At 56.0% G+C, this 12,414-nt stretch carries 12 protein-coding genes; 5 read left to right on the top strand and 7 right to left on the bottom strand.

Annotated features, from left to right (window positions below; genetic code table 11):
• Positions 1 to 201: 201 nt before the first annotated feature.
• The 4 genes from VEV40_RS02010 to VEV40_RS02025 all read right to left on the bottom strand — a co-directional run bounded on the left by VEV40_RS02010 (position 202) and on the right by VEV40_RS02025 (position 6,812).
• The gene (locus VEV40_RS02010; protein ID WP_324829769.1) at positions 202 to 1,692 is read right to left on the bottom strand and encodes a class I SAM-dependent DNA methyltransferase; all 1,491 of its coding nucleotides are present in this window, start codon (positions 1,690 to 1,692) and stop codon (positions 202 to 204) included.
• Positions 1,689 to 3,167: a restriction endonuclease subunit S gene (locus VEV40_RS02015; protein ID WP_324829770.1), complete on the bottom strand. Its 1,479-nt coding sequence runs from the start codon at positions 3,165 to 3,167 to the stop codon at positions 1,689 to 1,691. Before VEV40_RS02015 ends, VEV40_RS02010 begins: the two co-directional genes overlap by 4 nt.
• Positions 3,164 to 5,920, bottom strand: a complete 2,757-nt coding sequence (locus VEV40_RS02020; RefSeq protein WP_324829771.1) for a DEAD/DEAH box helicase family protein — start codon at positions 5,918 to 5,920, stop codon at positions 3,164 to 3,166. Before VEV40_RS02020 ends, VEV40_RS02015 begins: the two co-directional genes overlap by 4 nt.
• A gap of 334 nt (positions 5,921 to 6,254) precedes the next feature.
• Positions 6,255 to 6,812, bottom strand: coding sequence for a hypothetical protein (locus VEV40_RS02025; protein WP_324829772.1), 558 nt, complete (start codon positions 6,810 to 6,812; stop codon positions 6,255 to 6,257).
• A gap of 383 nt (positions 6,813 to 7,195) precedes the next feature.
• Between VEV40_RS02025 and VEV40_RS02030 the strand changes: the two genes are divergently transcribed.
• The 4 genes from VEV40_RS02030 to VEV40_RS02045 all read left to right on the top strand — a co-directional run bounded on the left by VEV40_RS02030 (position 7,196) and on the right by VEV40_RS02045 (position 9,723).
• Positions 7,196 to 7,366, top strand: a complete 171-nt coding sequence (locus VEV40_RS02030; RefSeq protein ID WP_324829773.1) for a hypothetical protein — start codon at positions 7,196 to 7,198, stop codon at positions 7,364 to 7,366.
• Complete coding sequence (locus tag VEV40_RS02035; RefSeq protein WP_324829774.1) at positions 7,363 to 7,785, top strand: C2H2-type zinc finger protein; 423 nt, start codon at positions 7,363 to 7,365, stop codon at positions 7,783 to 7,785. The genes VEV40_RS02030 and VEV40_RS02035 overlap by 4 nt, the downstream gene beginning before the upstream one ends.
• Before the next feature lie 155 nt (positions 7,786 to 7,940).
• Positions 7,941 to 8,567 carry a hypothetical protein gene (locus VEV40_RS02040; protein WP_324829775.1) on the top strand — a complete coding sequence of 209 codons (627 nt, stop codon included), beginning with the start codon at positions 7,941 to 7,943 and terminating at the stop codon, positions 8,565 to 8,567.
• Positions 8,568 to 9,252: 685 nt separating this feature from the next.
• Positions 9,253 to 9,723 carry a hypothetical protein gene (locus tag VEV40_RS02045; protein WP_324829776.1) on the top strand — a complete coding sequence of 157 codons (471 nt, stop codon included), beginning with the start codon at positions 9,253 to 9,255 and terminating at the stop codon, positions 9,721 to 9,723.
• 149 nt (positions 9,724 to 9,872) lie between these two features.
• On the opposite strand, the gene VEV40_RS02050 is transcribed toward VEV40_RS02045, so the two are convergent.
• Positions 9,873 to 10,055, bottom strand: a complete 183-nt coding sequence (locus VEV40_RS02050; RefSeq protein WP_324829778.1) for a hypothetical protein — start codon at positions 10,053 to 10,055, stop codon at positions 9,873 to 9,875.
• A gap of 22 nt (positions 10,056 to 10,077) precedes the next feature.
• Between VEV40_RS02050 and VEV40_RS02055 the strand changes: the two genes are divergently transcribed.
• Positions 10,078 to 10,218 carry a hypothetical protein gene (locus VEV40_RS02055; protein ID WP_324829779.1) on the top strand — a complete coding sequence of 47 codons (141 nt, stop codon included), beginning with the start codon at positions 10,078 to 10,080 and terminating at the stop codon, positions 10,216 to 10,218.
• Between the two features lie 435 nt (positions 10,219 to 10,653).
• Here the strand turns inward: VEV40_RS02055 and VEV40_RS02060 are convergent, their stop codons facing one another.
• Both VEV40_RS02060 and VEV40_RS02065 read right to left on the bottom strand, forming a co-directional pair.
• Positions 10,654 to 10,872: a helix-turn-helix transcriptional regulator gene (locus tag VEV40_RS02060; protein ID WP_324829780.1), complete on the bottom strand. Its 219-nt coding sequence runs from the start codon at positions 10,870 to 10,872 to the stop codon at positions 10,654 to 10,656.
• Positions 10,873 to 11,327: 455 nt separating this feature from the next.
• Positions 11,328 to 12,377 carry a choice-of-anchor D domain-containing protein gene (locus VEV40_RS02065; RefSeq protein ID WP_324829782.1) on the bottom strand — a complete coding sequence of 350 codons (1,050 nt, stop codon included), beginning with the start codon at positions 12,375 to 12,377 and terminating at the stop codon, positions 11,328 to 11,330.
• Positions 12,378 to 12,414 lie beyond the last annotated feature (37 nt).

The raw sequence follows: 12,414 nt of genomic DNA on the forward strand, positions 1-12,414 counted from the left end.
TCAGGTGCTATCGAGGCTTCGCACTGCCCCAGCCGTTGTATTGCGGCCGCACCTGGATGTGTTTTTCACTTGGCCCCAATGCGCTAATTATCCAGTAGGCTGGCTATTTCCGGATTCCGGAAATGTGCTTTATAGGCCCGATAAGTGGTTACCCGGCAGCCCCACGGGTCGGGGGTTGAAATTGGTTTTCCGTCCTCGTGATTAGCCCACCGTTCTCAATCCTTTAAGCACGGCGCGGAAGCTGGCGAGGCCGGATTCGAGATTCTCAATGATGTCCTCGGCGAGCGAGTCCGGCTCGGGGAGGTTGTCGAGGTCGGTCAGGCCCTTGTCTTTGAGCCAGAAAATATCAAGGCTGGTCTTGTCGCGCACCGTCAGCTCGTCATAAGTGAACTTGCGCCAACGACCCTCGGGGTTCTTTTCCGCGTCCCACGTCGCCTTGCGCTGGTACCGGTTCTTGGGGTTGTAGCACTCGATAAACTCGGCCAGATGCTCGAAGCGGAGTGGCTTCTGTTTCAGCGTGTGATGAATGTTGGTGCGATAGTCGTAGTACCAGACATCCCGCGTCCATGGCGTCTTGCTGGCCTCGTGGTTGTCGAAGAAAATCACGTTTGCCTTCACACCCTGGGCGTAAAAAATGCCGGTGGGCAGACGCAGGATCGTGTGAAGCTCGGTCGTTTTGAGAAGATTTTGCCGCACCGTCTCGCCTGCGCCGCCCTCGAAAAGTACGTTGTCAGGCACCACAACGGCGGCGCGGCCCGTGGTCTTGAGCATGGTACGAATGTGCTGGACGAAATTCAATTGCTTGTTCGATGTTGTCGCCCAAAAATCCTGACGGTTATAGGTCAGGTCGTCCGTCTCTTCTTCGCCCTCTTCATTCGTAAAGGTCATGGAGCTTTTTTTACCAAAGGGCGGATTTGTCAGCACGAAGTCATAAGACTGACTGGAGGGTGCAACAAGAGAATCATTGGGGGAAATGAGCACGTCGCCGTCAATCTCGCCGATGTTGTGCAGGAACATATTCATCAGGCACAAGCGGCGGGTGTTAGCGACAATTTCGTTGCCATAGAAAGTTTTGTGCTTGAGCGCGGCTTTCTGCGCTTTGTCGAGCTGATAGTTGCCGGAGTTGGTCAGGAAGTCATAACAGGCAAGGAAGAATCCGCCGGTGCCGCAGGCCGGGTCAGCAATGGTTTTGCCCGGCTCCGGTCGCATACATTCGACCATTGCACGGATAAGGGCGCGCGGCGTGAAGTATTGGCCCGCTCCCGACTTGGTGTCTTCGGCGTTCCTCTCAAGCAAGCCCTCGTAGATGTCGCCTTTCACGTCCGCGCCCATCATGACCCATTGAACTTCATCAATCATGTCGATGAGGCGATAGAGCTTGGCCGGGTCCTGAATCTTGTTTTGCGACTTGGTGAAGATCTGCCCCAACACGTCCTTGCGCTTGCCGAGTTCGCGCAGGAGTTCGATGTAGTGCCCTTCCAGTTCCGCGCCGCGTTTAGCCTTCAGCGTCACCCAGGTGTACTTGGCCGGGATGCCAACGTCGCGGTTATACGGCGGCTTGGCGTATTCATCTGCCATTTTGAGGAAGATGAGATAGGTCAACTGTTCCAAATAGTCGCCATAGCTCACGCCGTCGTCCCGGAGCGTGTTGCAAAAGGCCCAAACCTTGGAAACGATGGATTCGGTCATCATTCGGCGTTCTTCTTTCCGTTTTTACCGCTGCGAGATTTCTTTGCTGGCGCGCCGTCCCGCTCGGTGCGGATGCGCTCAAGCAACACGGAGGCGGGTTCGTCCTTCGTGTCCTGCGGCACAAGCTGTCCGGAGAATGCCTTTTTCAGGATGGATTGGCGGAGAATGTGCGATTCAGCCATACCTTGAGAAATCTCTGTCTCCAGTGCCGATAATGCAGATAGCGTACTCTCCAGACGTTCCTCTAAAATCTCCTGTTCGCGACAATCCATCACGGGCAAGGGAATGTCACGACAAATCTCCAAAGTAAGGTTGAATTGGCCCGCTGTAGCTTTTGATTTCTTTTCAAGGGCGCGCAACGTTCCCTCGTAAGTGAGGTAATGCGCCAAGACTTTCGGTCGAATAAACGGCGTCCTAAAGATGGCAATGGCCTGATTTATGTTCCACTCTGCAAAAGTGTCAGGAACAATGGAAACCTTGCCTAGCGGAGGGCCGACGATATTCATTAGGACATCATTTGGGTACACCTTGGACCTCGACAGGAACCCATCATGCGTCTTCTTGCCAACGAAAGTCGGATTGACTGAGAAGTCTAATCGGCCTGAGGTGGTCAGGTTATAGACCTTAATGAACGGAATATCTCCAGCCCCGCCATGCAGGGCATCCTTTTGGGGGGTTGAGCCTTTTGTGATAAAAGCGCATACATCTTCAGCCCGAACACAGGCCCATTCGTCTGGCAGTTCTGGCGCAACCACGCGGACAATATCGCGACCTTTATGTCTTGCAATTTCTTGAGCGATTGCATCTGAACCCTTTAGGCCCCCCTTGTTGCTGTTTCTCCAACCCTCTGTCAGCTTACCCTTGAAGGCGTGTTTGAGGACGGATTGGCGGTAGACTTTGAGCTGTTCGCGAGCGATAGTCAGGGCCTCGATGCCCTTATCCAGTTCGGAGAACAGCTCCTCAATCTTGAGGACGATGCGGCGTTGCTCTTTATACGGAGCAATGGGGATACACCGCTCGGAAATGTAGAGAGTCGGTACGCGCCGCTGACCAACAGCGCCGGTCATATTGTGCTCGGCATCGGCACGGAAGCGTTGGGATGAAACGAAGTAATAGATATACTTCGCGTCAATATCTGAGTATGGCCTCACAACGTGAAACTCCGTAGAACCGAAGCCATATCCATTCTTGAGCGCAGGAACGACGGCCATTTTCCCGTTTTCCATGCACGGGGTTATTTTGGCGAAGAGCACGTCGCCCTCAAGAAAGGGCGTGTAGCCCTTCTTGACCTCGGCGAACTGGCGGGACGTACTAACGTCGATGTGGCCAGTAAGCTCTTGTACCGCTGGCATCGGCACAAACGAAACTTCAAGGTCGTCTGGAATTTCGGACTTGTTCACTTTCGGATTGATGTCCGCTATCTCCGAGAGCCGCGCAGGGAGCCAAGTGAACGGCAATTGTCCGGGAAGGTCACTCATGCCGCCAACGCCTCATTCATTTCATGGAGCACCGTGTCCATGCTTTCGCCGAAGAGCTGATACATTTTTCCAAGTCCGCCTTTGGCGTCGAAGGGGGCCATGTCGAAGTCGTCACGCTCGATGTGGATGGACGTGGCAATGTGGTCGCGTATCATCCGAAGCCATTCCATCTGTTCGTCGTTGAATTTCTGTCCCGCGCCGCTGTGGCGTTTAAGAATCCACATCTGAAAGTTGCGGCGCACGGTTTCTGCGTAAGGCGCAATCTTTTCGTCGAGCCCGCAGACGCGGCGGATGAGCGCGACAATGGCCGTTAGTTCGTTCGCAGGGTTCTCTCCCTTGTAGTCGTCCAACAGCGCGTAGGCGCGCCAAACGCGGATAGGCGCGAGTTTGGGCCGGTCGGCTCTTAGCGCGTCGAACAGGCTCTTAATCATTGCGTAGGTTATTTCGGAGCGTCTCGCGGGCTGGCTGAAAAATATCGTCAGCGCCTCTACCTTGTCGCGGTGTTCTTTCAGATACGCAGCAAAATCTTTCGTCAGGTTTTGCGCGTTTTCCTTCGCGTCGCCATCCCATGCCGCCGTCAGTACCGTGTCTAGATTGTCGTGGTCGATGGTCTGCTCTTTTTCGCGGCGGATATTGTCAATGAGATTGATGAGCGGGCCGGTGAATACGTTCGCGGCGTGGCCCACGAGTTTGTCGCGCGCCTGGGTGCGCTGTTCGTCAGTCGGCTCCGCGCCCTTGGCCGCTTGCTTGGCCGTGTCCTCGATGCGGTCCGGGTCAATGGCGTCAAGCAGTCCTTTGACAATATCGGTCAGGCGCGTGCCGCCCGCGAGTTCGCTGATGCGGGCGCGGTCGTCGTCTGTGAGTTCCCGTTCAAGCCGCGCGAGGCGACCGGCAAGCGAGCTTACGGTATCTTCATCCCGCACGCCCATCATGACGCCGGTTGCAAGGTCTTTGAGCAGGACGGTGGGTTTGGTGATGAGCGGTTGGCTTGCCGTCTTGAGTGATTTGGTGACGCTCACCGCGTCCACGATGACATAGTGCGTCTTGGCGATAGCTGAGGGCGTGACTTTCTTGAGGTCATCCGCGTCCAGCACGCGTGTACCGCGACCCTTCATCTGCTCGAAATAATTCCGGCTCCGCACGTCGCGCATGAAGACGAGGCACTCAAGCGGCTTTACGTCCGTGCCGGTGGCAATCATGTCCACGGTCACGGCAATGCGCGGATAGTAGTTGTTCCGAAACTGCGCGAGGACGGATTTAGGGTCGTCGGCCTGATAGGTGACTTTCTTGCAAAAGTCGTTGCCTTCGCCGAACTCCTCGCGGACGGTCTGGATGATGTCGTCGGCGTGGCTGTCGGTTTTAGCAAAGATGAGCGTCTTTGGCACCTCCGCGCGTCCGGGGAATATCTCCGGCAACTTGTCCCGGAAGGTGCGGACGACGGTGCGTATCTGGTCGGGGTTTACCACATCACGGTCAAGCCGAGTCGCTGAATACTGCTCGTCCTCATCCTGCCGCTCCCAACGCTTTTTGCGCGTCATCCGTTCGCGCTTTTCAATCTGCTGTTCGGCTTTGATAAGAGCGCCGCGCCTCGTCACGTCGGTTTCAATAACGTAGACCTCATTGCCGACGTTCACGCCGTCTGACACAGCTTTTTCATGGCTATATTCGCTAACCACGTTCTTTTTGAAAAAGCCGTAGGTGCGCGCGTCCGGCGTGGCGGTGAGGCCAATCAGAAATGCATCGAAGTATTCGAGCACCTGCCGCCAGACGTTGTAGATGGAGCGGTGGCACTCGTCGATAATGATGAAGTCGAAAAACTCGGGCGGAACCTTTGCGTTGTAGACGACGGGGAGCGGCTCTTTCGGGCGCACCATGTTTTCCGGGCTTACTTCCTCGGCGGCCTCGTCCAACGGCTCGTCTTTGAGGATGGAATACATTCGCTGAATTGTGCTGATGCAGACCTGATTGCTCGACGCAATGAACGGCGACTTGAGGCGCTGGACGTTGTATAGCTCGGTGAATTTCCGGTTATCGTCGTTGGGCAGGTAGGACATGAACTCCTGCTCTGCCTGCTCGCCAAGGTTCTTCGTGTCCACCAAAAACAAAATGCGTTTCGCGTCGGCAAACTTGAGAAGGCGGTACACGGACGTAATCGCCGTGAAGGTCTTGCCTGCACCTGTGGCCATTTGGATAAGGGCGCGGGGCTTGTCAGCCTTGAAGGATGTTTCCAGATTCTCAATGGCCTTAATCTGGCAATCGCGGAAACCAGCAGGGTCTAGCGGCGGAATGTCATGAAGGCGTGCGCGGAGCGATTTGGGCTTAGACAGCCACTCGGCCATTGTTTCTGGCCGGTGGAATGTGAATACCTCCCGCGAACGGGGTTTGGGGTCACGCCCGTCGGTGAAGCGGGTGATGACGTCGGTGCTTTCATAAACGAACGGCAACGGCTGTTTTTTCTCTACCCATTTGAGCTTGGCGGCGGCGTATCCCTCCGACTGCTCCTCAACGGTCGTGATTTTGTGGCCCCAATCGTCTGGCTTGGCTTCGATGACGCCGACGGTGCGGCGGTCCACGAAAAGCACGTAGTCGGCGGGGCCGATGTCGGTCTGGTATTCGCGCACGGCGACACCCTGACCGGCATTGAAATTGATTTTGTCTTTGGCCTGGACCTGCCACCCCGCCTCGGTCAGCTTGGCGTCAATCTGGTCGCGTGCAATCTGTTCAGGATTCTGGTTCTTGGTTGCGGGAGGCATTGTCCTCAGTCAATTCGTGCCTGTTCTGACTTTGTTGTTTGTGTCTCTAATATCGCACACGTATCTTGGTGTTTCGTTGGCTACAAGAATACGAATCAACGCCGCATAGGCATGAGGAATCGGTGTCTGCCGGTCACATCCAGCGGCGGAGATAAAATTCGATTGCGCCAGTTTCGGGCGCTCGGGGTGGGTTTCCTTATTGTGCGTCCCGATTGCCAAAGAAGGCGCGATTGCACGTCTGAGGCCGTCTGAGGACTGCGGACGCGCTGAAGAGTTTTTTCACTAGAATGATTGGCATCCGAAATATTTGTCGAAAATTGCACCCTTGTTGCTCTTAAAAGCTGACATCCATGTACTCACTTGCCAGCTGCTCGAACTCATAATCGGACTTGCAGAATTTCTTTTCCCCGCTAGTTTTGACATAGCACTCGACAGGCTCAACTTCCCAATATTTCTTCACCGCGTCGTTGTGCCACATGTAGGACCCGTAAATCCTCCGCTCCACGGCGTCATACAACTGGTTCGTTGTCCACAGCATGCCGCTGTTCCACTGAGAGGAATGAATCGCAACGAAGCACTTTTTCATCCCGGTGTTGTAGTGGCTAGAGTAGTCGGCATTGTTGTAGTCGACTTCCTTGTAAAAAGCGCGAGCGTATTTCTCGCACTGGACTTGCTCTTCGAGCGTGGGTATGTCCGGTGGCCGCGTCGCAGCCACTACTTCCTTAATCGGTGCCTGAGGCTTTTCAATCGGTGCCTGAGGCTTTTCGCACCCAAACGGCGCCAGCGCCAGCGCGAGGCATAGATACTTTAGTTTCATTGGTTCATACGCAGTCGGGACGCCCACAGTTGCGGTTCCCGCAGAAGTCGCCGAGTCCCCTATCGCTATGGTCACTTGCCTTGAGCTTTCAGGTCGTTGCGCTGGCGCACAGAACGATTGACTGCGAATCAATAGGTCGGAACGAATGACTCCGGAGCATTAGGTCAAAGCAACGCGCGCGGCGACAAGCCGCAACCCAAACCATACAAAACACTTACACCAACTTACCGCGGGAGCGGCGCGCCGGAACTCCGCAACCCATTGATTCTCGACAAGATACAGAGGTCGCGCCGGGCCGTGCGCCGTAACTCATTGTTACCAAAGGGAGTTACTGGTTACACGGCGCACATTGACCGTTGTTAAGTGTGTGTGTCTGTCAACAACCCAAGAATCCACAGACAGGTGCTCTCAGGAATGTTGACGCACGGGCGCAAGGTGTTCCTTGAGAGGAACCGTGCATGAGCAATACCACCCAGAACGCATTTCGCCCCCGCCTGCCGAAAGCACTGGAGAAAGAGAATAAAGAACTGGCCCGTCAGGAAGGCATCCCGGCCACCGATCTGGTCGTGAGGATTCTCGCGGCTGCGGCCTTTCAAGCCCGTAATCGGCCGGCGGTGGTGACGTCATGAACTGGCCGCTCGCGGAAGCCGAGGTCCGGCACGTCACGGCTTTGGCGCAGTCCATTGTCGACCAGCCTCAAGTCAACCGGGGCAGCGCGGTCGAGTCGCTGCTCCGTGGGGACCGGCGTCTTCTGGCTGAGGCAGTGCTGGCATTGATTGCCGACTATCAGGCGCTGGAAGCCCGGCAGTTCGCCTGCCCGGATTGCGTGAGCCGTTTCGACACTTTGCAAGGGCTGGGTAATCACCGCCGACACCATCACGGCTACCAGCGCGAAGTCTATTCCGGCCCGTTCCAATGCCCGGACTGTCCGGCTCATTTTCGCAATCTGCACGCCTTGTCAAAGCACCGCCAACGGCAACACGACTATCAGGACTGGAATGCGGGCCAACGCTTGAAGGACGTTGGTTCTGCAACTCCGCGAGCGTAACCGACCGGGGAGTCGGCTGTCACCGAAGGTCAGCCGGCTCTCTGAACCCAAAAACGAAAAAGCCCGTTCTCTAGGGAACGGGCTTTTCGCAAACGAAGTATTGGTCCAAGGAGGCGATCCATGAACACGGGAAGCATAGCACGGGGCGGTGGCGCATGAAACGTGAAGCGCCCACCAACACGAAAATGAAGCGCCTGTGCTGGATGCTCGACATTCCGCTCTATCAGGCAGTCGGGATACTTGAGCTTCTGTGGCACATGACCGCGCGTGAAGCGCCACGCGGGGACATTGGCAAGATCAGCGACGAAGACATCGCCCTCGGCATTGACTACCGGGGCGACCCGAAGAAGCTCATCAACGCATTGGTACGTTGCCACTGGCTGGACCGGCACAAGAGGTACCGCTTGTCGGTCCACCACTGGAGCCAGCACGCCGACGAAGCGGTGAAAAAGCGTCTGGAGCGCAACGGACTGGCATTCATCGAATTGGAGGGTGTCGCGACACCCCCCCCTGATGTCGAGACAAAGCCGGCAAATGTCTCGACAAAACACCAAAAAAACCGGCTCCGCGCGCGCGCGGGACCAGTGCCAGAGCCAGTGCCAGTGCCAGAGCCAGTGCCAGTGCCGGGGCCTGTGCCAGTGCCGGGGCCTGTGCCCTCTCTCTCCCTCCCGGTCGAGAGAGGGTCCGGGGGAGAGAGAGCGCAAAGGCGCACCTACGCCGAATGGTTCAACGAACGTCTAGCCGAAGCAGCCGGCCGCGATGGAGGGAATCATGCCTGTTGAAATTCGCCGTATGTGGCCCGGTGGACCTTTGCGCAAGTGGTCTGTCAATCGAGAAGCCGGCGTCAGGATTCCCTATGCCAGCGGTGGCTTCGTCGGCGGCTACGTCTGCGACGTGAACCAGCATGACGTCAATGGGGTGTACCGAATGTCGGACGGAAGCTGGCTCTGTGCCGATCATCGGGCACTCCATCGCAAACAGAGTTCGACCGTTTTTGTAACACCACGCGGAATAGCGTTAGACGCGCCCCTGACTCCTCGGCAGGCCTTAGGTGGTGGTAACCCCCCATCCCGAGGCAACGACGCTCAAATCACACTATTCCCCAATCGAGGGGAGAAACCCGATGAATAGCGAAACAGTGAACCGCTGTTCCAAAGCTACCGAGTGGCTGCAGGAATTCTTTGCTACGGACAACTCACCCCTCGATGAAGTACGTCGAGAAGCCGGCTGGCGCACTTTCATTGGGAATTTATCACGCAAGCGGCTTCTATGCTGCGCGTCGATACGTTCGACAACCCGGTGGAGCTTGCCCAACCACACGCGAGGGGACGCATGAAAATTCACCTTTCGCTGGACCGCAAGAAACCCCATCACCCTGACCAAAGGTTCACGACCGAATGCCGGCTCCGAAACGCTGCCGCTGGCACTAGCAAGACCACGGGGAAAATTCTCCACTAGGAGGAACCAATGCCGATTAAGAACTACACCACGGCTGTACCTGCGGACCGTACAGTCGGCGAGATTAGCGCTCTGCTGATTCGTAAGGGAGCAAGGGAGATTACCAGTCAGTACGACAACAATGGGAAATTTGTCGGAATCCGTTTCATGATGTTGGTGGGTGGCGTGCCCTGCTGTTTCCAGCTTCCCGCGAACATCGATGGAGTGTTCCGGGTGCTGCTACGAGATGAACCCTTCAACTTCCGCAGAGCAAGCAGCAAAACCGACTACGAAGCCAAACTGCGTGACCGGGCAGAGTGGGTTGCATGGCGCATTCTCAAGGACTGGATTGATGCGCAGATAGCGATCATCGAATCGGGTCAGGTGGAACCTGCGCAGGTGTTTATGCCCTTCGCCATCACTGGAAATAACATCACCATGTTTGAGGCTTGGGTGGAAAGCAACCAGAAACGTCTGAGCGCCACAAGTCAGGTCAACTAACCCGCTAGGAGGAACCATGAACGACGCCCTCAGTCTCGATTTGCGGACACGCCTTCTTGATGCTTTGAACGCATCCGGCCGGCGCCTCGAAAACCTCAAAGTTGAACTTCAGAGTGCCGAAAACTGAACATCGGAGAGTCGAGCGCCAGCTATGGGTCGATCAGTTGGCCCATACCCGCACCCAACTCAAGGAGGCCCGAATCAGCTATCAGGCAGTCTCTGCGCTGGTCAAAGCCGAACGCGCAGCCATTGACGAATTGCAGAAGAAAAATCATTGCCGCAACCACGGCGCTGAATGACTCGTCGGAACAGCGGCCGGCTGCTGCGCTCAAGATCGCGGCTCCCGTCGGAGTGATGATTCGTTGGCTCGATGGCCAGCTTTATGAGACCGTCACCTCTGCCCGTAGTCCGGTCGACAACATTACCCTGATCGGAGACACGACTTCGGTGCAGAAGGTGACTTATGCCGGGGAAAGCTCCAGAGGCTCGGTTTGACCCCGTTCTGACGGACCGGGGAGCGCAACAAATTTTTTCCGGATTCCGGAATTTGGCTGTACTATTTCGAACTCTGTCCGGGTCCGCAGATAGTTGCCGAAGATGGTGGAAAAGTAGGATAAAATACCCCACTTTTCACGATGGGACGATGAACCTTGGTGATCTTGCGAGATTCTCAAATGGGCATATGCTTTGTATGGACATTAGCAGTCTCATCAACTAATCGAGCCCGTGGCCTCACCCACGGGCTTCTTTTTGCACGGCCAGCCAAATACTCAAACGCTGCTAGGTTTCTACTAACAGATTTCCCGTCACGCCGGTCGGCGGCTCACTGTGCAGGTAACTCATCCAGCCAGTCGCCACCCTGTCGGCTGGGCGTGAATCCAGTACCATCGCGTATCTCATAAATAATGTTGGCACGGTGTTCAATCACGATTAATTGCGGGCCAGCTTACTGGCGTTCATTCGCTGCTCGATCCAGTCATCAATGTCCGAAGCCAGCCAGCCAACACTTCGCTTTCCAAGCTTGAATGGCCGTGGGAATTCGCCGCTGGCCATCAACTCGTACAATCGGGTTCGGTGGAGGCCAATCTTATCAAGCACTTGAGGCCTGCGAAGCACCTGATGTCCGGTAACTATTTGCTGTCGACCCATGAAAACCTCCTAAAAGTCGGGAGCGTCCCCTGATTTAATTTTCAAACTCCTGTCAAGAAAACATTCGCTGTTGACAGCAGGGCGCATAGTAGAAAGCTCTCGGTAAATGCCGGAGAAAACCTGAGTGTGGGCGTAAAACGGTAGGGAGCCATTTTTCGGGGTATTTGTGGGGGTATCTTTCTAAGTTCAGGGCGCGGTTATTTTGATAATGAAAGACTTATATTTTAGGTTGTAAGGACTCTCTCTCCGCCAGGTAGTCTTTCTCTCCTCGTTTCGGAACTTTTTTGCCCCGAAATCCCCGCATTTGGCCGCAAAGCAGCGAATACTACGTCTGCCAGAGAATCGCGTAAGAGGAAATCAAGCCTCGAATGGTCTTTCTCTCTGATGGCCTCCGTCGAAGTCCGGTTTCGCACTCCAATGGGACTGAAGGTTCGAAGTTCCGCAGGTGCCAATCTTCACGAGCGATTTGGAATTGTTCCACCCAACACGATGGACGTCAGGTTCAGCGTGGCCGTGCCCGTGTTCTTGATCGTCACCACCTGCGCGGCGGTGGTGGAACCAACCGCCGTGGTTGCGAACGTCAGGGCAGTCGGTGTCAGCGTGACCACCGGAGCGGTGCCGGTGCCGGTGAGAGTGACGGCCTGCGGCGACCCGGCTGCATTATCAGCAATCGAGAGTGCGGCCTTCAGTGCTCCCGCCGCGGCTGGCTTGAATGCCACCGAGACAGTGCAGGTGGCGGCTACTGCCAGTGTCGTTCCGCACGTTGTGGCGGACTTGATGAACGAGGTTGCGTTGGTGCCGGTGATGGTTTCCGACGTCAGGTTCAGCGTGGCCGTGCCCGTGTTCTTGATCGTCACCACCTGCGCGGCGGTGGTGGAACCAACCGCCGTGGTTGCGAACGTCAGGGCAGTCGGTGTCAGCGTGACCACCGGAGCCGCAGTCGTGGCGTTGACGTTGACCGTGTCGACGCCGAAGTCCGTGCACAAGGAAGCGCACGCGGTGAGGCTGAAGATAACCTTATTGATGTTCGGTCCAGACTCATCGAGGGCGCCAAGGTATACCGGATCGCCCGCTGTGTCACTTGATACTGTGTACGTGGCAAGGAGCGTGGTTCCGTTGTATACCTGGATCTCGCCCGTGAAGGCACCGGGAAGATCTGCCTGAACCAACGCTCCGGCTCCCGAAATGCCTTTCGAGAAAGTTAGTGTCACGGGTCCGCTTCCGCCGTTTCCGGCATCGGAACTCCACAAAAGAGAGTGGCTAACTGTAAACCCGGTCCCAGTCCAACTGCATGGAGTGGCAGGGCAGACCACCGAGATGATGCTGTTGGCGGCGCTCATGCCCACCGTGACAGAATTGGACATCGAAGTTGTGGCACCGAAGCTTGCCGCCAATACGGTGCCATCAGCCCCTTTCTGAGACCATGCGAGGGTATCGTTGGCGGCTTGCGCGGAACTGGAGGTGATCTGCTTGAGGGTATCTGCGCTCGCTCCCGATAGACTCAAGGAAAAAGCCACTATGCTGCCGGCTTTCATCAAAGAA

It is taken from the genome of Alloacidobacterium sp. (genome assembly GCF_035631355.1).
In the GTDB taxonomy this organism is placed as follows: domain Bacteria; phylum Acidobacteriota; class Terriglobia; order Terriglobales; family Acidobacteriaceae; genus Alloacidobacterium.

Bases quoted from the DNA above. Each gene is read 5' to 3' on its own strand.
- VEV40_RS02060 (WP_324829780.1), bottom strand. From the start codon at position 10,872: ATGGGTCGACAGCAAATAGTTACCGGACATCAGGTGCTTCGCAGGCCT.
- VEV40_RS02020 (WP_324829771.1), bottom strand. From the start codon at position 5,920: ATGCCTCCCGCAACCAAGAACCAGAATCCTGAACAGATTGCACGCGAC.
- VEV40_RS02045 (WP_324829776.1), top strand. From the start codon at position 9,253: ATGCCGATTAAGAACTACACCACGGCTGTACCTGCGGACCGTACAGTC.
- VEV40_RS02015 (WP_324829770.1), bottom strand. From the start codon at position 3,167: ATGAGTGACCTTCCCGGACAATTGCCGTTCACTTGGCTCCCTGCGCGG.
- VEV40_RS02010 (WP_324829769.1), bottom strand. From the start codon at position 1,692: ATGATGACCGAATCCATCGTTTCCAAGGTTTGGGCCTTTTGCAACACG.
- VEV40_RS02030 (WP_324829773.1), top strand. From the start codon at position 7,196: ATGAGCAATACCACCCAGAACGCATTTCGCCCCCGCCTGCCGAAAGCA.
- VEV40_RS02035 (WP_324829774.1), top strand. From the start codon at position 7,363: ATGAACTGGCCGCTCGCGGAAGCCGAGGTCCGGCACGTCACGGCTTTG.
- VEV40_RS02040 (WP_324829775.1), top strand. From the start codon at position 7,941: ATGAAACGTGAAGCGCCCACCAACACGAAAATGAAGCGCCTGTGCTGG.
- VEV40_RS02055 (WP_324829779.1), top strand. From the start codon at position 10,078: ATGATTCGTTGGCTCGATGGCCAGCTTTATGAGACCGTCACCTCTGCC.